At 38.8% G+C, this 23,550-nt stretch carries 19 protein-coding genes; 9 read left to right on the top strand and 10 right to left on the bottom strand.

Translation table 11 applies throughout. From position 1 onward, the window contains the following. Positions 1–120 precede the first annotated feature (120 nt). From ND2E_RS06225 to ND2E_RS06260, 8 genes are all read left to right on the top strand, one after another. A complete protein-coding gene (locus ND2E_RS06225) occupies positions 121–978 on the top strand; it encodes a MipA/OmpV family protein (RefSeq protein ID WP_223303651.1) in 858 nt (285 codons plus the stop codon). After that, the gene (locus ND2E_RS06230; RefSeq protein ID WP_033094794.1) at positions 968–1,387 is read left to right on the top strand and encodes a DUF3019 domain-containing protein; all 420 of its coding nucleotides are present in this window, start codon (positions 968–970) and stop codon (positions 1,385–1,387) included. The genes ND2E_RS06225 and ND2E_RS06230 overlap by 11 nt, the downstream gene beginning before the upstream one ends. 54 nt (positions 1,388–1,441) lie before the next feature. Continuing rightward, positions 1,442–2,179 carry a response regulator gene (locus tag ND2E_RS06235; protein WP_033094793.1) on the top strand — a complete coding sequence of 246 codons (738 nt, stop codon included), beginning with the start codon at positions 1,442–1,444 and terminating at the stop codon, positions 2,177–2,179. A 2-nt stretch (positions 2,180–2,181) separates the two neighbouring features. Beyond that, positions 2,182–3,483, top strand: a complete 1,302-nt coding sequence (locus tag ND2E_RS06240) for a HAMP domain-containing sensor histidine kinase (RefSeq protein WP_033094792.1) — start codon at positions 2,182–2,184, stop codon at positions 3,481–3,483. 191 nt (positions 3,484–3,674) lie between these two features. Then, positions 3,675–4,799: a GNAT family N-acetyltransferase gene (locus tag ND2E_RS06245; RefSeq protein WP_033094791.1), complete on the top strand. Its 1,125-nt coding sequence runs from the start codon at positions 3,675–3,677 to the stop codon at positions 4,797–4,799. Continuing rightward, the gene (locus ND2E_RS06250) at positions 4,799–5,401 is read left to right on the top strand and encodes a DUF938 domain-containing protein (RefSeq protein WP_033094867.1); all 603 of its coding nucleotides are present in this window, start codon (positions 4,799–4,801) and stop codon (positions 5,399–5,401) included. The genes ND2E_RS06245 and ND2E_RS06250 overlap by 1 nt, the downstream gene beginning before the upstream one ends. Positions 5,402–5,698: 297 nt before the next feature. Beyond that, a complete protein-coding gene (locus tag ND2E_RS06255; protein ID WP_223303650.1) occupies positions 5,699–7,267 on the top strand; it encodes a methyl-accepting chemotaxis protein in 1,569 nt (522 codons plus the stop codon). Positions 7,268–7,814: 547 nt separating this feature from the next. Then, positions 7,815–10,169, top strand: a complete 2,355-nt coding sequence (locus tag ND2E_RS06260) for an EAL domain-containing protein (RefSeq protein WP_052056761.1) — start codon at positions 7,815–7,817, stop codon at positions 10,167–10,169. A 479-nt stretch (positions 10,170–10,648) separates the two neighbouring features. Here ND2E_RS06260 and ND2E_RS06265 read toward each other — a convergent pair whose 3' ends face one another. Both ND2E_RS06265 and speB read right to left on the bottom strand, forming a co-directional pair. After that, a complete protein-coding gene (locus tag ND2E_RS06265) occupies positions 10,649–12,013 on the bottom strand; it encodes an APC family permease (protein ID WP_052056759.1) in 1,365 nt (454 codons plus the stop codon). Positions 12,014–12,066: 53 nt separating this feature from the next. After that, positions 12,067–13,020, bottom strand: coding sequence for an agmatinase (speB, locus tag ND2E_RS06270; RefSeq protein WP_033094790.1), 954 nt, complete (start codon positions 13,018–13,020; stop codon positions 12,067–12,069). A gap of 110 nt (positions 13,021–13,130) precedes the next feature. Here speB and ND2E_RS0121700 point away from each other — a divergent pair, with 110 nt between their 5' ends. Further along, positions 13,131–13,961, top strand: coding sequence for a helix-turn-helix transcriptional regulator (locus tag ND2E_RS0121700; protein ID WP_052056757.1), 831 nt, complete (start codon positions 13,131–13,133; stop codon positions 13,959–13,961). 266 nt (positions 13,962–14,227) lie between these two features. On the opposite strand, the gene ND2E_RS06275 is transcribed toward ND2E_RS0121700, so the two are convergent. From ND2E_RS06275 to ND2E_RS06300, 8 genes are all read right to left on the bottom strand, one after another. Further along, on the bottom strand, positions 14,228–14,953 hold the full coding sequence (locus tag ND2E_RS06275) for an enoyl-CoA hydratase-related protein (protein WP_033094789.1): 726 nt from the start codon (positions 14,951–14,953) through the stop codon (positions 14,228–14,230). A gap of 89 nt (positions 14,954–15,042) precedes the next feature. After that, complete coding sequence (locus tag ND2E_RS06280; RefSeq protein ID WP_033094788.1) at positions 15,043–16,419, bottom strand: aldehyde dehydrogenase; 1,377 nt, start codon at positions 16,417–16,419, stop codon at positions 15,043–15,045. Between the two features lie 103 nt (positions 16,420–16,522). Continuing rightward, complete coding sequence (locus ND2E_RS0121695; RefSeq protein ID WP_052056755.1) at positions 16,523–17,023, bottom strand: MaoC family dehydratase; 501 nt, start codon at positions 17,021–17,023, stop codon at positions 16,523–16,525. Further along, positions 17,020–18,624: a GMC family oxidoreductase gene (locus tag ND2E_RS06285; RefSeq protein ID WP_033094787.1), complete on the bottom strand. Its 1,605-nt coding sequence runs from the start codon at positions 18,622–18,624 to the stop codon at positions 17,020–17,022. Before ND2E_RS06285 ends, ND2E_RS0121695 begins: the two co-directional genes overlap by 4 nt. An 84-nt stretch (positions 18,625–18,708) precedes the next feature. Continuing rightward, a complete protein-coding gene (locus ND2E_RS06290; RefSeq protein ID WP_033094786.1) occupies positions 18,709–19,878 on the bottom strand; it encodes a lipid-transfer protein in 1,170 nt (389 codons plus the stop codon). Between the two features lie 10 nt (positions 19,879–19,888). Further along, positions 19,889–20,119, bottom strand: coding sequence for a hypothetical protein (locus tag ND2E_RS23355; RefSeq protein ID WP_223303649.1), 231 nt, complete (start codon positions 20,117–20,119; stop codon positions 19,889–19,891). Further along, the gene (locus ND2E_RS22200; protein ID WP_223303648.1) at positions 20,112–21,050 is read right to left on the bottom strand and encodes a CaiB/BaiF CoA transferase family protein; all 939 of its coding nucleotides are present in this window, start codon (positions 21,048–21,050) and stop codon (positions 20,112–20,114) included. The genes ND2E_RS23355 and ND2E_RS22200 overlap by 8 nt, the downstream gene beginning before the upstream one ends. A gap of 77 nt (positions 21,051–21,127) precedes the next feature. Beyond that, positions 21,128–23,509 (bottom strand): TonB-dependent receptor, encoded by a 2,382-nt coding sequence (locus ND2E_RS06300; RefSeq protein WP_033094785.1) that lies wholly within the window; start codon positions 23,507–23,509, stop codon positions 21,128–21,130. Between the last annotated feature and the right edge of the window lie 41 nt (positions 23,510–23,550).

Below are 23,550 nucleotides of genomic sequence, written 5' to 3'. Positions count from 1 at the left end.
ACATTTACACCGTGGTAACATATGATTACTTTTTGTAAATACGCTTTGTGCTTTGCTATGTTCTTTAAAAAAAATACTTTCCGACAACTCCAGAATCAAAGCTTTTCTTGGTTACTTGTCATGTGTTTATTGCTATTTAGCTCTTTAAGCTATGGACAAGAATCCAGTGACAAACAAGATAACAGTGCTAATAAGCCTGTTATTAAGGATGAGTTTGAATGGCAGATCATACTAGATCTCTCGTTGATCTATGATCCTACCATCATCGCGGGCATTGAACAGGAAGAACTATCACATTATCTTTTACCCGGTTTATTGGTTGATATTTCATACAAAGGTTTTTACTTACAAACCAATCAAAGGCGTTCCCACGTATTACTCGGCGGTACCGAACTAGGTTACCAACTATTAATTGAGAATGACTGGCAACTTGATCTAATATTAAAAGCTTATATGCAAGGTTACGATTCTCAATCGTTGATCGATTATGGTGGCGGCGATCCGGAGTTACTGAGCGGATTGAAAGAGCGTGAAGTAACGATAGGTGCCGCTGTCCGTTATTCTCGATATTTTGAAGATGCCCTATTTCGCCTTGATTTTGCTTATGGCAGCTCAGGAGAAGATGAAAACGAAAATCATGTTGGTGGTCTCATCATTGATAGCTTTTACAGCTATTTATTACCTTACAAAAACTGGGATATCTATTTAGGTGCTGGATTAAGTTATTTTAGCCAAGATATAATTAATTATTATATTGGTGTTAGTCCTGATGAAGTCTTAGCAACAAGGCCTGAATATCAGGCTGAAGCAGGCTTAAGAGCGCAAGCTGAAGTTTATGCGCAATATCCAGTATCAGAAAGCTGGTCTTTTCATACCGGTATCACCCACAGTTATTTTTCAAAGAATGTCAAAGACAGTCCTTTGGTTGATACTAACCAAGTTACCCAAGTTACGCTTGGAGTGATGTATGTATTTTAACCTTGGCAAAGGAATTGCCATTGTTTTACCAACACTGCTTTACTGCTTGCTAATAAGTAAGCAACTTAGCGCAAGTGAGCTAACAGTCGCTGAAGATGTTGTTTTCACGGCCCTACCCGAGCAATGTGTGACATTAAGGCAAGGTCGTAGTTGTTTTGCCACTGTAGAGTTACAATGGCAATCACCGTCAAAACAAAGTTTTTGTTTATATCAAGAGGGTGACGAGAAACAATTAGGCTGTTGGAAAAATAGTAATAATGTTCAGATAAAAATAAACTTTGAGTCAAACAAAAGTGTCAAATATCAGCTACGTAAAACGATTAACAATAAAGTTGTCGCCGAAACGCAAGTTGAAGTAAGTTGGCAGCATAAAAATACTGCGCGTAAACGTCGTTGGCGACTATTTTAGTAAAATTATTTAGTTTAACTCCTTTAAAGAAGCGCTTGATTTAACACAGTAGGAATAAGCAAAATGTACAATGTATTATTAGTGGAAGATGATATTAGCCTTGCCGACTGGGTGTGCGAATATTTAACCGAACAAGGCTTTAATGTTACTCATGTTGCTCGTGGAGATTTAGTGCTCAATGTGATTAAAAAAGACACCACAGACATCGTATTACTTGACGTTATGCTACCTGGCCTCAATGGCATAGAAGTCTGTCGACTTATACGCCAGCATGAGCAAAGCAAACAAGTACCCATTATTATGCTTACCGCCCGCGCTGATGAATTTGACGAAGTAATAGGTTTAGAAGCCGGTGCTGATGATTATGTGATAAAACCAGTTCGTCCCCGTGCTTTATTAGCCAGAATAAACCGCCAATTAAGTCATAATGAAAAAATGGAGACGGATCTCAATGCTCCCTTAATTTTTGGTGAACTTACCATCAACCAAGAAGCAAAACGTGTACTTTATCAAGGAAAAGAGGTTGAGTTATCAACAAGCCTATTTGCTTTTCTTACTTATCTAGCCCAGCATGCGGGTAATGTTGTTGATAGGGATTCTGTTTTTAAAGCCCTTAAAAAGCGTGAATATGATGGCCAAGATAGACGCTTTGATGTCATGTTGTCTACGTTACGTAAACTCTTTAACGATGATCCTCAAAAACCACAGAAGTTTAAAACCATTTGGGGAAAGGGCTATTTATTTGTCAGTGATGCATGGCAAGGTAAGCCTGCATGCAATATTGAAGAGTAACTATGCGCAGCCTTTATATTAGTATCATTTTTACTGTCTTAGGTTCGCTATTTTTTATTGGCTGGGGATTAGATGAACTCGTAGAATACTCTACTGAAGATAAGATAACTGAAACACAAGGCACCATTGTATATCGTCAACTGCTCGATGGTTTATCGAGCGAACTTAGCACGCTTAGTTCATCGAAATTAAGCGACAAAGTGAACTTATTTCAACACCACTATCAATTAAAAGCCAGCTTGGCTTCAAGTAAAAATATTGCCCTGCCTAGCTCACTGGTTACCAAATTAAACCAGCCAGGAGGATTACTGTTAGCTTCGAGTCAAAATCAATATTTAGTTAAAAATATTGCCAATCACCCTGACTATCTCCTACGGTTTGAGCTACCGATAGAAACCCTTGATGATGATAATTTCAACTTTTTTCTCACGCTAATACTTTACGTAAGCATTTGCGTAATATTGATTTTATGGTTAATCCCCTTAACAAGGCGCTTATACCTGCTAAACAATGCCGCAGCTAAAATTGGCTCAGGACAACTTGATGCACGGATAGCTAGCAGTCGATTTTCCTATATTAAGATGTTAGAAAAAAGTTTTAATACCATGGCAGGCAAAATAGAAAAATTAGTAGCTGACAATAAAATTCTTGCCCGCAGTTTATCTCATGATATTCGCACACCAATGTCTTGTTTGCGCTTTGGTATCGAAGCAGCGCTTGATAGCAAATCAATGGATAAAAAAAATAGCTATTTAACCCGTATGGATAATGAATTAACGCTGATGGAAGAGATGACCTCGCTATTTCTCGATTACGCCTCCATGGAGCGACAGGCTTTAAACTTAAAAAAACAACAAACTGATATTGCAGCACTAATTACCTCCGCAGTCAAAGATTGCCAAGTACTTGCCAGCCAAAAAGGCATAAAGATCAGCACCATTTTTCCAGATGAGTCGCTTAACTATGAACTAGATTATCATTGGTGTTATCGTGCTATCGTCAACTTAATTAGTAATGCTATTGGTTATGCTGACAGCAATATAGTCATCTTGTTAGAAAGTAACAATAATGCCATTTCTGTGACTGTAGCCGATGATGGCAAAGGCATTAGTGAAGATAAGTTAAAGGTTATTTTTAATCCCTTCGTAAAACTTGATGCAAATAGAACTCGAGAGCAAGGTCACTTTGGTTTAGGTTTAGCTATCTGTAGTAAAGTGATGGATTGGCATCAAGGCAATATTAGCGCAGCAAATGGAACACAACTTTGTGGTGCTAACTTTACCTTAGCCTTCCCTGCTAATTAGACCAATAACACAAATATTTAGCCTGTTTTCAGTTAAAAATATTGGCTTTTACATCAAAATATAAAGCGTTAGTTATTAGGAGTCCTTTAATAACCTTCTCGTTAGCGTTAATCTTGAAGTTACCTTTGTTTCAAGCATACTAATTTATGATTTAACATAGTATTAACCATTAACGAGTGAGAAGTTATCTTTTGAATGCCAACTCAACAATTAATTTCATTAACAACATCGATAAAATAAGTGCTAGTGATTGGCAGTTTTTAAGCACCTCATCCTGTCCTTTTCTTCGTTATGATTTTTTTAATGCCCTAGAAAAAAGTCAGTCTGCCACCGCTACACAGGGTTGGCAAGCCCATCATTTAGTGGCGAATACAGACAGTAAAATAACGGCGGTAATGCCGATGTATTTGAAGAGTCACTCTTGGGGAGAGTATGTTTTTGACTGGGATTGGGCTGATGCCTTTAAACGTCATAACATAGATTATTACCCCAAACTGGTTGCCACTATTCCATTCACTCCTGTAAGCAGTGACAAATTACTCTCTTCGCAAGTACACATAAGTGACTTGATTGAACCGTTAATAAAGCATTGCCAACAAGAAAACATTAATAGCTGGCATATCTTGTATTGTAAGGAAATGAAGGCCGCTTTACCTGAAGATGTTTATCAGCGTAATACGGTACAATTTCATTGGTTTAATCGTGATTATAAATCATTCGATAACTTCCTAAATACATTCACTTCTCGTAAAAGAAAAAATACTCGAAAAGAGAGATTGTCGATCATTGAACAAGAAATTAGTATCCGTCAGTTACAACATGATGAAATCAGCCAGCAAGATATTGAATTCTTTTATTTAACCTATCAACTTACTTATTTGAAACGAGGGCATCAACCACACTTGAGTTATGAGTTTTTCAAAAAGATAGTCGATAACATGGCAGATAACATCTTATTAATCATTGCAAGCCATAAGCAAGAAGATATCGCTTGTGCGCTATTTTTTTATGATGATTCTCAGCTATATGGTAGATATTGGGGCAGCACTAAGCATTATAATAATTTACATTTCGAACTTTGTTATTATCGCGGTATCGAATTTTGCATTCAAAATAAACTGAAAAACTTTAACCCAGGCACCCAAGGAGAACACAAGATTCAACGAGGCTTCGAGCCCGTATTAACGCACTCTTACCACTGGATAAATCATTCAGCTTTTAGACCCGCAATTAAAAACTTTTGTCAACAAGAGCGGCAGCATATGCTAACGTACCAAGAACAATGTCAGCAGCTATTACCCTACAAAAAGATATGATGAATAAGCCCTTTTCCCAAGCATGTGAAAATAATAAACGACCAATTTTAAACATACTATCAAAGGTATTTTCACAAAATAAACAGGTGTTAGAGATTGGCTCTGGAACGGGACAACATGCTGTTTTCTTTGGACAAAATCTACCGCATTTAATATGGCAAACCAGTGATTTACAAGTAAATCATCAAGGTATTAATTTATGGTTAGATGAAACCCTCTTATCGAATGTGCAAAAACCGATTGTGATAGATTTGAATAAAGCTTGGCCGAAACCTGAAAATTATCAGCAAGTTGATGGATTATATACTGCCAATACATTGCACATAATAAGTTGGCCCTTAGTGGTTAAATTTTTTCAAGGCATTGCGAACAACCTAGCCCCTCAGGGCATAGTTTGCATATACGGTCCTTTTAAGTATCAAGGAAAGTATACCAGCGAAAGTAACGCTGATTTTGATCTATGGCTGAAAAATAGAGATATCGATAGCGGTATCCGCGATATGGAAGCAATACTGATATTAGCAAGTTCAGCAGGACTTACCTTAACAGCTGATCATAATATGCCCGCTAACAATCAGCTTTTGGTGTTTTCAAAAAAATAAAGTTGAATGGTCTATGGTATCAAATATTGCCCCATCAACATTTAGTTAATTTCAATTGATATGGCTTCCAGAAAATAGTTCAGTCGGCCACGCAAACCAAGCAATTCATCCTTGATTAGTTTTTAATTATAGAAAGCTAAGGCCTTAAGTTATAACTTATTTCCACCCCAATTTTCATCACTAATTTTCGATAATTTCACTTTCGCCAAAATCATAAGAAATAAGGTAAATACTGAAGTAGATCAATTAATTAAAAGATAGAACATTTTATAATTTTGCACATACATTGACTAAATTATGGATAATTATAAAGAAATGAATAAGAACTGTGAAAAGAGTTTTTCATCTTCCGAAGTTTTACTATCGACAACTGATTTAAACAGCCACATCAAATACGCCAATAACAGCTTTTGTGAAATCGCCGGCTATTCGTTAGAAGAATTAAAGGGGAATCCTCATAATATGGTGAGGCACCCAGATATGCCTAAAGTAGCATTCGAAGATTTATGGTCTAGTATCCAAAATGGAAGCTCATGGATGGGACCAGTTAAAAATAAATGTAAAAACGGTGATTATTATTGGGTCAACGCCTTTGTCACACCAATCAAGGATAGTACTGGAAGTACCGTTGAATATCAGTCAGTCAGAACATTACTGGATGAGACAGTAAAAGAGCGGGCTAATAATATTTACCCTCGCCTTTGTGCGGGAGACTCACTGAAGAAACTAACCATTCACACAGATATAACCGTGTGGATACAAAGTATTTTATTTCTATTAGTCGCCGTTTCAGCGCTGTCACTCGCGCTCACCGACGACCCCTTGTGGCTGTCGCTGCCTAACTTCATTATGGCTGCTGTTGGTGCTGGTATTTTTGCCACTTGGCGTAAGAAGTATAAAAAAGTAGTGCAATCATCTAAAAACATTTTCAATAACAGTTTAATGGCTTATTTATATTCAGGTAATAATGATGATGTTGGTTGTATTGAATTAGCATTAAAAATGCAAGACTCACAATTAAATGCTGTCGTCGGTCGTGTTAGTGATGATTCAGATAATATCACCGTATTAGCTCAACAATCATCAAATACCGGTAATGAAGTTGCTGATATACTTAATCAACAAGCGATGGAAACTGAACATGTTGCTACCGCAATTAATCAAATGTCCGCAACGGTTCAAGATATAGCAAAGATAGTGACACACGCCTCAGAATCATCACAGCAAGGATTAGATATCAGCAATGAAGGTCAAAAAATGGTATTTAAAACAGTTGAGGCAATTAACGAATTATCTGAACAGCTCGCCGATGTAGATAGTGCAATTAGCCGTTTGATTAATGGTACTAAATCAATTGAAACCGTGTTGACCCAAATTAGTAGTATTGCAGATCAAACAAATTTACTTGCGTTAAATGCAGCGATAGAAGCTGCGCGCGCAGGTGAGCAAGGTAGAGGGTTTGCTGTTGTGGCAGAAGAAGTGAGAGCATTAGCCATGCGCTCACAACAATCCACTGAAGAAATTAGTGCCCTATTAGGGCAACTACAAATCGAATCTGATTCAGCCACAGTAGCCATGGAGCAAGGAAATACATTATCTCAAACGTGTGTTGAACTGGCAAATGAAACGGGTGAGTCGTTAGAAAAAATAACTAGCGAAGTATCTGAACTAGCAGATATCAGCGCACAAATTGCAACCGCAGTAGAAGAACAATCAGTGGTCACTTCACAAGTGAGTGAAAATATAGTATCGATCAGTGATATGGCAACCAAAAGTGAAGAGAATGGTCTAGAGGCCGTATCATTGAGTCAGAATTTATTAGAGAAACTTAGTGAACAGCAGAGTTTATTACAACAATTCAGATAATATTCAGCCAAGATTTAACCAACCTTATTTCTCGCTTCTTTTGATCAATCGTGAGGAGCTGCTGATATATTTAAAATAAACGAAATAGCTAATGAGTGATTCGCCCATTAGTTATTTATACTTATTTAACTATTGATTTATAAGGCTGTTGATTCAATTCACATTGCATAACCAAACAGTCCAACTCACTCTGAGCAAGCTCATTGCATTAAGCGTTATTTAAAAACCATTAAAATCAACTATTAATTCGCTCTATCACTTGGGCTGTAACAATGATTTACCGACAACGACAAGAAAAATGAAAAGAGATGCTGTCTTAAAAATATATCATGGTTTAACGAGTTAAGTATTTTCAGTTCTTGTTATATATAAAGAAGATATGTTCTAAATAAATATCGTCATAAACAGTTGTAAACAAGATAGAATCTAGCAATTAAAAATACAATATACTCTATGGAAAGGTCAGCTAGACTCATAACTCATATACAGTTCTTGTCACTTTGCTGATAAAATACTTACTTACTTTAAAAGGCATTTGTTCTCTGATATGGATACTAACAGTTTTATTGCCCTACTCTACAATGCAGCGCTCCTAATTTCTTTAGGCGTTATTTATGATGCTCTAAAACTTGAGTCCATTAACAATAAAAAAGTACGTGACCTTACCTCAGGTTTATTAGTTGGTTTGCTCGGCCTTGCTGTAATGAATACTTCATGGGAACTGGCTCCTGGAATGTTCTTTGACACACGATGGGTACTGATCAGCCTTTGTGGTTTGTTTTTTGGCCTAGTCCCCACGCTAATTGCCGGCGCTATGATGGTTAGCTTAAGGCTGCATATAGGAGGTGCAGGAATTCTTGTTGGTTCACTCTGCGTCATTATCCCCGGTTTTCTTGGTTATATATTCGCGACGGTATTGAAGCGAAAAAACCTGCAGCTTGATTGGTTCAAGCTCTATTCTTTTGGCATGCTGATTCAAATCACGGTATTGGGTTGTATGTTACTCATGCCCGAACATTTACGATTCAAAGTCATCAGCGCCGTTATAAAACCCATCATCTTCGTTTTTCCAATTTGCACTATGGTAGTGGGCTTGATACTCAGTCGCCAACGCGAGCGCAGAAAATCAGAATATGACCTGATTGAAAGCCAAAAACTATTGAGCAGAGAGCAAAGTTTGATGAGAGGATTGATTGGCTCATTGCCTGACTTAATCTCTTTTAAAGATGTGCAAGGACGCTACCTTGGCTGTAACCATGCTTTTGAACAATATGTTGGTCTATCAGAGCAAGAACTGAAAGGAAAAAAGGCTCAAGACCTCAAGGGTAACTTTGGCCCTTCAGACACAACAGAATTTGATGAGCGGAAAATTATCGCCAATGGCAAAGTGTACAGTCAAGATGAGTGGGTCGTTTACCCTGACGGTAGCAAAGTATTACATGAAACGATTAAGAAAACCTTTGATGGACTAGATGGGACTCGCTATGGCTTAATGAGCGTTAGCAGAGATATCACTGAACGAAAAAATCATGAAGAGCAAATCCAACGACTTGCTTTTTATGACTCTTTAACACAGTTACCAAATCGCAGAATGTTGCAAAATAGATTGCAGCTTATGGTTACAACTAGTGCTAATGACGAACGATACAACGCACTTTTTTTCATCGATCTTGATCACTTTAAAACCCTCAATGATACGCAAGGGCATAATATGGGTGATCAATTATTAATAGCTGTTGCCGCCAGAATACAAAACACTGTTAGAGATGAAGATATAGTCGCTCGATTAGGGGGCGATGAGTTTGTTGCCTTGATCTCTAATCTTGGCGATGATGAAACTTCTGCTAGCCATGCTGCCGAAAAAGTCGCAGAAAAAATACGGTTATCCATTTGCCAATCTTACAAATTATCTATCAAAGAAAATGTAAAGACTAAGAACGAAATGAATTTTCACTGCACGCCAAGTATTGGTATTAGTTTATTCAAACCAGACTTAACCAGCCCCGATGAAATCCTCAAGCAAGCTGACGTTGCAATGTACCAAGCAAAAGCAGCAGGTAGAAATGCGATACGCTTCTTTGACCCAGCCATGCAGATCGCGTTAGAAGAAAATGCAGCTATCCTTGCTGAGCTGCACCAAGCGATTGACAATGGTGAACTTGAGCTTTACTACCAAATTCAAATAGATGAAATTAAAGGTATTCAAGGTGCCGAAGTATTATTGCGCTGGTTTCATCCGATACGAGGAATGGTTTCACCAATTGATTTTATTCCTTTAGCGGAAGAAAGCGGCCTTATCATACCCATAGGACGCTGGGTATTAGAGTCGGCTTGCCATCAACTTACAGAATGGGAAAACATCCCTGGCCGAGAAAATTGGCAGATATCCGTAAATGTCAGTGCCTTACAATTTCAACAAGAAAACTTTGTTGAAATTGTCGAAGAGATAATTGTCTTACATAATATAAATCCGCGTGGTTTAAAGCTGGAATTAACCGAAAGTATAGTGCTTGAAAATATCGACATTATCATTGAAAAAATGCATCAATTAAATCAACTCGGCATTGACTTCTCGATGGATGATTTCGGTACGGGATATTCCTCTCTTTCGTGCTTAAAACGCTTGCCGTTAAAGCAATTAAAAATAGATCAATCATTTGTCCGTGATATCACAACAGATCCCGATGATGCCGCAATAGTACAAACAATTATTAACTTATCTAACAGTCTAAAATATGATGTTATTGCGGAAGGTGTAGAAACCCAAGAACAACGTCAATTTTTATTCAAAAATGGCTGCAGTCAATACCAAGGTTATTTGTTTAGTCGCCCTGTACCTATTACCGAGTTTGAACAATTAATAAGCGTTCTATCAGCAGATGTTAGTTCTGCGCTAGGCTAAAAGGTATAAAGCAGGAATACCACATTACCAGAAGGTAAGTACTAACCTACCTGGGTAAATCAAATAGAAAGATATACCTATTTGATTTACCTGGTGCTTTACAATTTACTAAAAAATAAAAAGCAAAAGTAGTTGTCTGACTTCCCAAATGAGCATTCATAAGTTACCAGCAATCCTAACAGAATGTCGGCTTCATACTCTTTAACATTCCATCGTAGACTGTGAGAAATTTGCTAACATAACTCATACTATGGCGCCCATTGTATCTCCATCAATAAGCGATATTTGTTCTTTAGGGATTGTAAAAGTTTAACGAGTTTACCCAACTAACTCAGTGGTAAGCTAAACCGTGTAACCGTGAAATGAAGCTTCATTAACACTTATAACTAATAAATCCCACCCTTGATGGCTTAAGAGCGGGATTTAGTCATCTGCCACTTTATCGTTGAAAGTAAAGCTAGTCTGCAGCACTAATTTTATCAGTTTTTACGTGCCAACATTTCACCAAACAATAAAGTAACGAACAACCCGACACTCACTTGTGCAATGTAACTTAAATCAATTGGCTCCCCTGGTACCCAGAAAAAGAGTAAAATGGCAACTATCAATATCAAGATACACAAACCAGCAAATAGTTTTGCAGATAGCTCTCCTCCTGGCACGCTAAATGGGCGGAATTTATTGGCGTCTCGTTGACGTAGCTTTAAAAAAGAACAGTGCATTGCGATATAGGGCATTAAAAATATTATTGCGCCGAACGAGAACAACGTCCAATACAGCTCTTCTGCATTTTTCGCCATTAAACCATAAATAATTAACATAGCTGCGCAAGTTGACGATAAAATGATCGCAGAGCCAATTGGCATCTCGTGTTTCTTCGTTAAAATACCAAATATACTTGGCATTTCTTTTTCCTGACCCGCTTCGGCCATTGCTGCATTTCCTCCCAAAGTCCAAGCAATCATAGATGCAAAGAAAGTAAATAATGTCATGATACCAAGTACAGAAACTAGCAGGTCGCCCGACTCATTCCCCCCAAATAATTCTCTTAGCGTGACAGCAAAAATACTTACAATTTCAACTTCTCCAGCAGGAACGGCCGCCAATATACCAACGGTACCAAAAATATAAAGAAACGCAGTAATAGCCCCAGATATAAACATAGCTTTAGGAATATTCTTCTCAGGAGATATTATTTTGTTACTTTCTGACATGATAAGCTCAAGACCTAAGCAACCATAAACAATTACCGGAATATAAGCCAAACCACTCGACAAATCAGCCACAGCGGCTGACAAACTCAAGTCATTGGCAAATCCATGTGTTAGGCCATAGTTGATTCCAGCTCCCCCGATAGTCAATACGATCAAGAACTTCATTGGGGTCGCAACAAGTAGTAACCACTTGGTATAATGCAATGGCACACTGTTTGTAATCGCAAGTAAGAAACACAGGAAAATGGCTATAGAGATCTGCGTCCATAAACTCATATCAGGAAAAAATAAAGCCGATAACATACCAGAGAACATGATAAAGACAGAAGGAACCCATAAGGCTATATTTACCCAGTATAACCAAGTAATACGAGCTCCCCAACGCGCACCAAATGCGTCTCTAACCCAGGCATAAATCCCCCCTTGTTCTGGATAAGTAGCGCCAAGCTCTGATGTCACTAAAGTGTTTGGTAACATAAAAAAAATGATTGTAACTAACCACCAAAATACTGCGTAAGGCCCTACAGAGGCAGACATAGCGATTTGCTCAACTAATAAAATAGCTGAAATACAGTAGAAAATCATGTCTTTGTAGCCAAACATGTTTTCAATTTTTTTAAATTGTGTCATGCAGTTAACTCCTAATTATTATCGTTATAGTTATAAAAGAATGCCTGCATTTATTATGTTTTTTGGTGACTTGCTGTTGCATATAAGCATAACAAATCAAGTGCTAAAGACGCTCCAGCGAGTGACGTTATTTCAGCATGGTCATAAGCTGGGGATACTTCAACCAAATCCATACCTATCAAGTTAATCCCCTCAAGGCCACGTAAAATGCGTTGCGCCTGATAAGTAGTTAATCCTCCTACAACAGGTGTACCAGTACCTGGAGCATAAACAGGGTCGAGGCAATCAATATCAAAGGTTAAGTAACATGGATTATCACCGACAATTTTTTTTATTTGTGCCGAGATCTCTTCTGGTTGCTGACTGTGTACGGCGTGATTATTAATAACATTGAAGCCAATAGTGTCATCAATAGCTGTTCGCATGCCAATTTGCACCGAACGTTCCGGTGAAACAATACCTTGCTTAGCCGCATGGTAAAACATGGTGCCATGATCAATCTTACCTTTGGTGTCATTCCATGTATCATAATGCGCATCAAAATGAATGAGAGATATTTCTCCACCAAACTTTTTTGCATACGCCTTTAAAATGGGATAGGTGATAAAGTGGTCACCGCCTAGACATAAGGTTGCGCAATCTTGGTCAAGAATGTGACTAATGTGCTCTTCAATATCCTGTGGAACCTGTTCTGGCATACTGGTATCAATACCACAATCGCCATAATCAACAACAGGTAAGGTTTCAAATGGATCTATTCCCCAGTGAGCTACGGTTCCCCAAGCCAAATTACTCGATGCAGCTCTAATGGCTCGAGGGCCTAAACGGGCACCTGAACGATTACTCAGTGCTAAGTCATATGGAATACCTGTTACAGCAACTTCAGCATGCGTTAAATCTTTACTGTAATTTCGTCGTAAAAAACTTAATATACCGGAAAAAGTCGGTTCAATTTCAGTTCCTAATAGTTCTTTTTTGGTAATGGCAAAATCAGTGGGTCTGGTCATTAATTATTCCTCTTCTGGATTAGTTATGGCAGTATTTCACTAAGTCACGCATTTGTAGATCCCCTTAAATTGGGATCGTATTTAGTGTGAATTAAAGGAACACTACACTGATGAAAAAATCGTCTACAGATTGGAATAAATGGCATCAAGATCTTGCAAAAGCTTTGCATAATACAGATCAAACCAACGGTTTGACTATGTTGTTATATGCGCTGGAGAATCTGGTTGATGCCTCAAGTGGCCTAGTGACGAAATATGTTACGGGTGAAAAACCTGAAATCACTCATCAGAGATTACTGGCTTGTGAAAGTAAGCAATTGCAGATAAGTAGTTACTCAAGTGGCGCTTATTTGTTGGACCCTTTTTATCGCCTTGCCTATGATTTAGAAGAGACTGGAATATTTACCTTGAAACAAGTCGCGCCAAGTGGCTTTACTGAGTCAGAATATTACCGTCGATTTTACTCACAACTCGATATACAAGATGAAGTTTGTCTCATTATTAGACCAGAATGCGATGTAATTTTTAGTATCTCCTTAGCGAGGCTAGGCGGGAAGGTACATTTTTCTGCGCAAGAAGTCTTAACACTTGAAACGGTATTTTCTGTAGTTCAAGCAATATTAACTAACTGGTACCTAGCTAATAACAGCCGAAAAAAAGATCAACTTAGCTGGCAACTTGATGAGGCATTAAAACAATTTGGCAGTTCAGTATTGACTAAAAAGGAATGTGAGGTGCTACATCTCACCTTACAGGGCTATTCGGTGAAATCTATTGCAGACAAGCTGGAAAATGCTATAGAAACAATTAAATACCATAGAAAAAATTTATACCGAAAACTAGACATTAACTCCCAACCAGAACTATTCAATCTATTTATTACCGCACTAAAAGAATTACCGATAGGGCTAACTGTCGATCCTTTAACATTAATTAAATAAGGTATTTAATTAATGAAAAGGTCACTATCCCATACTAATGTAACAACAAAATAGTTCATTTCTCTCAATAAAACTCAATGTTCTTAGTACATTGCGTTAAAAGCATCTGTGAGAGCTGACGTTAGAGTAAATTACGCCCCCTAATAGCAGCGCTCACAATAAAACTATAAGCCGCTTTATTAGTTTATTGTGACACTAAGCTTATTGCCTCGACTCATCAAGCTTGGCATTTCGTCAATTAACAAGTTTTCTTCACGCCTGATTGATTAAGAAAATTTACTCAATATTGACTGACAATATTCACTTTTCAACAAACGAGTCACTTCGTCTTTTTCATTGTTTAGAACATCCAACATCAACTTGTCTGTTGATTGGCGCATCAGCTTTCGACTAGTTTGTACTGAGTCTGCAGGTAATTTGGCTATAGTTTGTGCAACATTTAATGCCTTCGCAATCACTTCACTGGGTTGACAAACCTGATTGACTATACCGTATTGATTGGCTTGCTCTGCGGTGAAGGGCTCCCCTAATACAGCCAACTCAAATGCTCTATTATGACCCACTTTTAATGGCAGCAGTAAACTTGCTCCGGCTTCCAAACAAATACCTAAGTGTGAAAAAGGTAGAATAAATTTACTGTTATTTGCTGCAATAATCATATCGCATTGCAGCAATAAGGTAGTGCCAATACCGACGGCTGGCCCCGCAACAGCTGCAACAATAGGTTTGGTAAAGGTGGCTAGTTGCTCTATAAAGACAAAGGCAGAAAGCTCCTCTTCGTTACCTGACTCAGCAAAATCATTACCGGCCGTAAAGCAACTGTCATCGCCTTGAATCAGCAAACAGTGTATATGCTCTGCTTCATTGGCATAGGTTAACTGCTCACACAGTAATTTATACATGGCAGCGTTAATGGCATTTTTTTTCATCGGTCTATTTAGCGTTATGGTTAAAACGCCTTGCTGCTCGTCAGCTAATACTAAATTTTTCATGGTAGGTTCACTTAATAATAGAAACACTTTTAGTGCATTCAGTTGATTAATAAATTTAAATAAAGAGAGTTTAACGTTAATAAAAAAACTTAACGAAAAAGCGATTTTAATAACTTAACCTTATTGCCATAAGGTGCATATCTGAGCGGTATATCTAGCCAAGTAGCCGATTTAATCACACTTTTTTTATGGCTAAATAAATCAAATGATAACTTGCCATGATAGGAGCCCATACCACTTTCACCAACGCCACCAAAAGGTAAATGGCTATTAACAGCATGCATCAAGGTATTATTTACATTAACTCCGCCACAACGTATTTTTTTCACCAGTGTTTGCTCAAATTGTTTGTCTTCTGTAAAGATATACATAGCTAATGGATGTTGCGGCAGTTTGGCTATTTGTTGACAAACATCAGCGATATCAGAAAACTCTAATACCGGTAAAACTGGACCAAAAATCTCTTCCTGCATGATGTCATCGTCATGGGTAATATCTCTTAACAGTGTCGGAGCAATGAACTTTTCATTCTCATCGGTTTGTCCGCCCACCACTACCCTGTCTTTAGGAATAAGTTCGCTAACTCGTTTGAAGTGACGCTCATTAATTATGCGAGAAAAATCTTTGCTTTTGATAGGGTCTGAGCCATACCAGTCTACAATAACTTCTTTGGCTTTTTCTAGAAAGGCTTCTTTAATATCACGATGAACATAGACATGATCAGGTGCTATACAGGTTTGTCCGGCATTTAAAAAGCGGCCTGATAATATGCGTTTGACGGTCAAATCTAGTTTGCAATCGTTATGCACAATCGTTGGTGATTTGCCGCCTAACTCCAAAGTAACAGGTGTCAAATGCTTTGCTGCCGCTGCCATAATAATACGACCAACATTTGGGCTACCGGTAAAGAAAATATGGTCAAACTTATTTTCAAGTAATTGATTAGTGACTTCCGTGCTTCCCAGCAGGCAACTGACATATTTGTCCGGATAAGTTGCCTTAATAACTTCTGCAATTAAAGCAGAAGTTGCTGGTGTTAAGGATGATGGTTTAACAATGGCGGTGTTGCCTGCAGCAATTGCACCAATTAAAGGCTGAAATGCTAACAACACAGGGTAATTGTAGGGGACTAAAATTAAGACATTACCTAACGGGCAGTATTCAATTCGGCTCTTTCCTGGCTGGCTTAAGAGGTTGGTTTTAACCCGTTGTGGTTTCATCCATTTTTTTAAATGTTTAATAGCGTCTTTTAAATCATCATACAAAATGACTAATTCAAAGTAAGCCTCAAATTCTGGTCGCCCCAAATCTTTATGCAAGGCTTCAACAAACCGCTCTTTGTTTTCTAAAATAACTTTTTGCAATTTTTTCAGCTGAGTAATTCGAAATTCATAAGCATGTGTTTCATTGCTATTAAAAAAATCGCGTTGCCGCGTTACGGCATTATTGATATCAAGGGTTGACATAATTGTTTCTCATTTAATTACATTGGTATTGTTTTTGTCTCAAGCAGCCATAGAACTCTGCCTTTGATAGGCGTATTTATCGGGTTAATGATCAGTAAAGTCATCAAACACTCGGCGTTCTTTGCAAAACAATTTCTCCTTCCACTTCCAATACCGTTTTTCCTTTGGCATTTTTCACATCAAACGTTAACGCTGCATTTCCTCTGTCAATTCGAGTATCTTCGCTTAGTTTAACAATAGTCATGTTTACCGTTAGGCAATCATTAACTAAAACAGGTAATCGAAATTGACACTTTCTGAGCTCTCTCCCTGCAACGATATGCCAATTAACATAAATATTATCAAAAGTTAAACGCTGCATTATGCCTAAAGTATGTATGCCACTAGCACACAGCGCTCCTATAGGTGATACCTTGGCTTTTTCTGGGTCGACATGAAACTCCATAGGATCATAACGCGTGGCAAATTCAATAATCTCATGCGCAGTGACTTGATAATGGCCATAAGAAAACTGCTCTCCTTCTGTAAGGTCATCCCAGTAAATTTTTCGATTTAGTGTTGTTTTGGCTAACTTTACTGTTGACTCGTCTATCACGTCACTCATAGTGAAGCCTCATAATCAGCTAGAATCATATCGGCAGCTTTTTCACCTATCATGATAGTGGGCGCGTTGGTATTACCGCTGACTAATTTGGGCATAATAGATGCGTCCGCTACTCTTATTCCCTTTATGCCATGAACTTTAAGCTCGTGGTCAACCACAGCCATGACATCATTTTCAGAGCCCATTTTACAAGTACAAGCGGGATGGTATTGAGTGTCTGAGCGGTTACGAATGTCCTGCTCTAGTGCAAGCTCATCACCTTTTTCAAGAGGAAACAGCAACTTTTGACGAATACCATCAAAAGGAGTACTTTCAAGAATTGCGCGCATTTTTTTTGCACCGCGTTTGATCAGCTCCAAGTCTTTTTCATTATCAAAAAACTTAGGATCTATCGCTAACGGGTCTTCTGGATTATTACTCTTGAGTTTTACTACACCTGTGCTATCAGGACGAAGCACCGTAATATGACAACTGTAACCATGACCAAAATTCACCGTACGAGCATGATCATCAACGATACCTGGAACAAAAACTAACTGTGCATCTGGCGCAACTACATTCTCTTGTGTACTAAAAAACGCGCCTGATTCAGCCAGCGTACTGGTCACTTTGCCCGAACGCTTATTTTTCCATTCAAACATCGATTTAAGCATGCTGGTGCCACCTTTCAGTGATAAACCAAAAGTATCATCACTACTGGCAACTCTATACGTTTGTACATAATCAATGTGGTCTTGTAAGTTTTGACCTACGCCAGCTAAGTGGTGCACGAGTGGAACTTGTTTGTCCTGTAAGTGCTCTTTTGGACCAACCCCTGAGAGCATTAATACCTGCGGGGAACCAAAAGCACCACCACTAAGAATCACCTCTTTATCACAATGAATATCGACTGATTGTTTATCTTTTTTATACCGGATACCTACGGCTTTTTTACCTTCAAATAATACTTTTTCAGTTAAGGCATGAGTAATGACTGTTAAATTGGGACGGCTTAAATTTGGTGTTAAAAAGGCTTTAGCTGCGCTGCATCGTTCACCGTTCTTCACCGTACGTTGATACATAAAACAGCCTTCTTGTTCAACGCCATTATAATCATCATTATGTTTCAGCCCCTGTTCCTGACAAGAGGCAATAAACATGTCATTGGTATTACTAGCAGCTGTTGCATTTGAGACACCCAAGGGACCGTCTTGATTATGGTATTGGTTAGAAAAATACTCATTACCTTCAGATTTTTTAAAGTAAGGCAGGACTTCTTCATAACTCCAGCCATTATTTCCTAGGGCAGACCAATTATCGTAATCCCATTTATTACCGCGCACATACAACATGGCATTGGTAGAAGAACAGCCACCGAGGGTTTTTCCCCGAGGTTGATAACCTTTACGACCATTTAGACCTTGTTGAGGAATAGTTTCAAATGCCCAGTTATTTATCTTCGTGGGTAACATTGCTGCCACACCTGCTGGAGCATGAATAAAAACACTGTTATCGGGCCCCCCCGCTTCTAATAAACAAACAGAAATATTAGGATTTTCGGTGAGACGCGCAGCTAAAACACAACCTGCAGAGCCAGCACCAACAATAATATAGTTGAACATTTTCTATTCCCCGTCTTCAATTACAACTTACCGCCGTTGTTAGTGATTAAGACTCGAGTAACCGGAGTAATTCGAGTCGTTTTTTTATTTTCCGTACAGCGTGACAACAACAGCCCCACCAAGGCCAACATTATGCTGCAAAGCTAATCTCGCACCTTCCACTTGACGTGCGCCTGCTTGACCACGTAAATGCCAAGTTAGCTCAGTACATTGTGCTAATCCTGTTGCACCTATAGGGTGACCTTTGGACATCAAGCCACCAGATGGACCAATGACAAACTTTCCTCCGTAGGTATTATCACCCTTGTCAATAAACTCCGCAGCACCACCTTCAGGGCAAAGTCCTAAGCCTTCATAACTGATCACTTCATTGGTGGTAAAGCAATCATGTAATTCAATAACATCAACATCTTCAGGACTAATGCCAGCCATGTTATATACTTTCTTAGCGGCAATTTCCGTCATGCCCTTACCCGCCGCATAAATAGGGTCTTGCCATGATTTTTCAGTATCTGTAGCCATCGCCTGCGCTAGAATTTTCACCCCATGAGTAATGCCATGTCTTGCAGCAAATGCTTCGCTACATACAATAGTCGCGGCAGCGCCACAAGTTGGCGGACAAGCCATTGTTCGCGTCATATATCCATCATAAATAACTTTATCATTGAGCACGTCTTGATAAGTCAGTGGTTTGGTAAACATAGAGTAAGGATTATGCACCGCATGACTACGAGACTTTGCTGATACTTTGGCAAAAATATCGGCTTCAGCACCATATAAATCCATGTAATGACGACCTGCAGCCCCAAAGGCTTGCAATGCTAGTGGACCATCAGGAGCATTAAACTTATCTAACACCGGCTTTGCGCGATCAAAAGGACTTTCTCTATCATCCCAACCTGAACCTAGTGCGCCCGGTTGCATCTCCTCAAAACCAAAAGCTAGTGCACAGTCAATTTCACCCGAGAGTATCGCTTGTCTTGCTAAAAATAATGCTGTTGACCCACTAGAACAATTGTTATTGACATTAACAACAGGAATACCACTTTGAATAACATCATAAAATGCATGTTGTGCACAGGTACTGTCACCATAAATATAAGCACCAAAGGCTTGTTGAATTTTTGTTGCGTCAATACCCGCATCAGCTAAGGCAAGATTGACCGCTTTAGCTGCCATTACCCGATAAGGCTCTTGTTGGCCCGGTTTACAAAACTTTGTCATGCCGACACCGGCTACAATAACTTGACTCATTTTTTATCTCCTAAGATTGTTTTCCAAAAATACCATCAGCTTTAAGCTGATCAACTTGTTGTTCACTAAAGCCAAACTCTTGCTGTAAGATTTGGTTGTGTTCACCTAAGCTACACCCTTTAAAATGATACTTGGCAGGGCTAGCTGACATTTTGATTGCACAGCCCACTTGTTTAATACCATCAACCTCGACAATCATTTCTCGGCTATTAATTTGTTCATGCTGACAAGCTTCATCCATGGTTAACACAGGCATCAATTGAACGAAATAATTTTTTCCAATAAGCAAAATCCTGCGACTTAAAAATATCAGTTAATTTAGCTTTAAATGCTTGCTGATCCGCTAATCTAGGGGAAAGGGCTAACTCGACTAATGCTGATTGTCCTACAGCTTCGCACAACGCTTTTTTAAATTGCGGTTCTAATCCACCGACTGATAAATAACGCTCGTCATTCGTTTGGTAGTAATCATAAAACTGTTGACCATTTAGTAATTCTTGCTCAGGCCCAGTTGTTTTTTCTGCGCCTAGGTAGTTTGAGGCAGCAAAAACATTTAAGCTAAAAGCGGCATCAGTAATACTGACATCGATCTGTTGCCCAACACCTGTTTCTAGGCGTTGTATCACCGCAGATAATAAGCCTGCGACTAGGTGCATTGAGCCACCTGCCACATCGGCTATTTGAATACCCGCAGGTACAGGGGCAGTATTGGCTCTGCGGCTATAGTCTTGCGTACCAGCGATTGCCAAGTAGTTATTATCATGACCTCCCCTATCCTTATAAGGCCCTGTTTGGCCATACCCCGTTAATGAGCAATAGATAATTTTAGGATTAATCGCTTTTAACGTTTGGTAACCTAAGCCTAATTTATCCATCACGCCGGGTCTAAATTGCTCAACCACCACGTCATATTCACTGATCAGTTGTTTAACAATCTCAATTGCAGCAGATTTTTTTAGATCTAAACTGATAGATTTTTTCGAACGATTTAAATAACGATGTGCATACGAAGCATCACCATCAAGTTCGCCAATGATACGCGTCAAATCAGTACGGTTTGGCGCTTCAACCCGTAAAATCTGGGCACCTAAATCCGCTAATACTAAAGTGCCAAAAGGTCCCGGTAATAACGTTGAAAAGTCTAAAATTTTTACATTAGCAAGTGCTGACATAACTAACCTTATAAAAGTTAGGAGAGTGATTAGCTCCCCTAGGTTTATTTATCATTTATTGAATACTGATTAAGTGACTATTCAAATAGATAACTAAATTGCAGCGTTACTGTGCTAGGTTGGCTAAAGGAAGCAAATTGTGAACCAGCAAATAGTGGTACATCATTGGCGTAATAAAAATAGCTCTCATCGGTTATATTCTTAAAGATAAGGTCTGTTTTCCAAAGCCCATCAGGTGAAGCGACACTAACTGCTGCATTCCAAACAATATAAGCATCTTGTACCGTAATAGGATCTAAATCTGCAGTAGCAAAGAAATCATCAACATAATTGCTGTCAATCCGGCTGGTGACCACATACTCGTTTATGGCAAACTCATGCTGTAAGCTTAACGATAGCGTTATTTCAGGCACATCTTGGTTTGTTTTACCTGAAAGATCATTGAGCCCAGCAGCAGCACAAGCAGAGCCTGTTAAACCCGAGTCAATTATTTGCTGTGCAGTACAACCTGCATTTTTATAATCATCAAATTCAAAATCAATGTAGCCAAGGTTTGCATCAAGGGTAAATTCATCGTTTATTAACCATCTTAATTCAGCTTCAAGACCACGAGACGTTGCTTTAGCTGCATTTTCAACAACAAACGTCGTTCCGCCGGTAAATAAAGTGGTTTGCATATTGTCATAAGCAACATTAAACAAAGCAGTATTTAGTAATACAGTGCCATCGAAGAACTCAAATTTACCACCTATTTCTGAAGAAATGGCTTCTTCATTTTCGTATTCAATTTCATCTAAGTCTGGTGACATAGCGATGGCATTAAAACCACCCCCTTTAAAACCTTTACTCACAGAAACATAATAACTAGCCGTATCAGAGGCAAGCCAACTCAAACTAGCTGAAGGTGAAAACAAGTTTTCTTCTCGAGATAACGGCACGGAATGCGGGTAGGCTTCCATAATGGCCTGACTCCAAATAAACAGTTCCATTGGGTTCGTTAACGGCAGACCACTCTTACTACCATCACCCGTCCCACCGTATACTTCTACCGTTTGACGACCCGTTTTTTCTTCTTTTGAATAACGCCCTGACAATTCAAGTTTCAACGACTCAGTTAAACCAAAGGTAACTTGTCCAAATACGGCTAAGGTATCTGTTGCTTGTTCAAGTTCATTAAAACGACTAGTTACAGCATGCTCAATGGGAATAGGAAAAGCACCTGCAACAGGCGTACCTGGAGCTGTTGCGAAATCAGCAACCGCATCCACTAATAAGTCACTACTTTGCCAAAAGGCACCAAATAAATATTCAAAGTCATCGTTATCTTCTGACACAAATCTTAACTCTACACTGTTCTGTTCGTAGTCTTCTGACTCACTAAACTGGATAACAGGTAAAGGGCCAAAATCGGCATCTTGAGAACGAATAAAGTCTAGATTAGATTGTGCTATCGTAGCGGAAATGGTGCCTTGTTCTATTTTATAGTCACTTTTTAGCGCATATTCGCTAAAGTTAGCATCCATAAAATAAGGGGTCTCTTCGCCATTAAAACCAAGACCAGGGTAGTTACCGTTAGAGATATTGGTTTTACCATCAACATTGTCTTCGGCGCCAAACATTCTAGCAAGTGCTGTTATTGGTTGGCTGTCTTCCAAGTAGAGAATTTCATATGGAGCACCTTTTGTTTCAAATGTGCCGGTCTCTGCACGCAAGTTAACTTTAAAGTCATCGTTTATCTGCCAATTTAAAATGCCACGTAATGCGCTATCTTCCTTGGTCGGCATAGTTTCACCATTCGCTTCATTTTCAACCCAGCCTTCTTCACTATTTGACCCTTTAAAAGCAAAACGCCCCGTTAACGATCCGCTGTCGTTAAGTGCCCCAGTGATATAACCTGAATAATCGACTTTTTCATACTCAAATTCATAGCCTGCGGTTAGCTTTGCTTCGAAATAGTCTCTTGGCTGGGCTGGTAAAATGCTAATAACACCACCAACGGTATTCTTGCCAAATAAACTTCCTTGAGGACCACGTAATACTTCAATCGCATCAACATCCATAAATGAAAAACGTGATTGCACACCTCGCCCATGATAAACACCATCTAAAAAGATACCAACCGACTGCTCACCGCCTGCCTGAAGATCTGAATTTACCCCACGAATAGAAATAGTATCTTGTACCGCATTTTCAGAAATACTAACGTTAGGCAAAGACTGAGATAAGTCATCTAACTTATTAGTTTTCATTTGACTCAATGATTCACCGCTAATCACACTGACCGAAGCAGGGACTTCACGTAGGGTTTTAACCCTTTGACCACCTCTCACTTCAATCACCTCAACATCTTTAGTATCGATTGTTGACTCTTTTACCTCTTCTGCTACCACCTTATTAACTAATAACGCAGAGGCAACCGAAATTGCGATAATGCTTTTTGCTATTGGTATGATTTTCATAATATCTCCAATTATTCCACTTAAGTGAGCAAGGCTTTTTA

Origin of the sequence: Colwellia psychrerythraea, assembly GCF_000764225.1 — a bacterium.
Lineage (GTDB): Bacteria > Pseudomonadota > Gammaproteobacteria > Enterobacterales > Alteromonadaceae > Colwellia > Colwellia psychrerythraea_D.
The sequence above is the reverse complement of the archived record's forward strand: the minus strand, read 5'-3'. Positions and strand labels throughout refer to the sequence as shown.